At 69.9% G+C, this 681-nt stretch carries 1 protein-coding gene; it reads left to right on the top strand.

From position 1 onward, the window contains the following. Positions 1-541 (top strand): DUF1345 domain-containing protein (locus tag NS331_RS21860; RefSeq protein ID WP_153012978.1); only part of this gene is annotated, 541 nt, incomplete at its 5' end. Between the last annotated feature and the right edge of the window lie 140 nt (positions 542-681).

Below are 681 nucleotides of genomic sequence, written 5' to 3'. Positions count from 1 at the left end.
ATCGGCTGGGTCGGCGTGCGTGGCGGCCTACGTGGGCTGGGCCTGCTGGCAGGCCCGCATCTTCACTGCAGCCGACGTCAAGGCGCGGGCCCGCTCGCTGGACCCGCCCGGTGCCATCATCCTGGCGCTGGTGGCGGCGGCCATCGTCAGCAGCGTGATCGCCATCGGCCTGCTGCTGCAGCAGGTCAAGCAGCTGGGCGGCGTGGAACGCGGCGCGCACATCGTGCTGGGCATGGTGGCGCTGGCGGGCTCGTGGCTCATGATCCACACCGTCTACGCCTTCCATTACGCGCACCGCTACTACGAGGACGACGGCACGCCCGACGAGGGCGGGCTGGACTTTCCCGGCAAGGCCGAGCCCGACTACGGCGACTTCCTGTACTACGCCTTCGTGGTCGGCATGACCTCGCAGGTGTCGGACGTGCAGGTCACCACGCCCGAGATGCGGCGCCTGACGCTGGTGCACAGCGTGCTGTCCTTCGGCTTCAACATGGTGGTGCTGGCGCTGTCGATCAACGTGGCGGCGGGGGTGATCCAGTGACGCGCCCGCTTCATGCGGGGAAGGCGTCGGCGGCCCGTGCCGGCGCCACCCTGTCCTGCGCCAGCGTCCAGCCGGCCCCGTCTTCATCCCTTCGCTGAAAGAGCCTGCCATGCCCGTCATCGACCCGGCCATCGTGGCCG

The organism is Pseudacidovorax intermedius (assembly GCF_001476815.1).
Taxonomy (GTDB): domain Bacteria; phylum Pseudomonadota; class Gammaproteobacteria; order Burkholderiales; family Burkholderiaceae_C; genus Xenophilus; species Xenophilus intermedius_A.
Note: the sequence above shows the minus strand (reverse complement) of the source record. Positions and strands in the feature narration are given on the sequence as shown.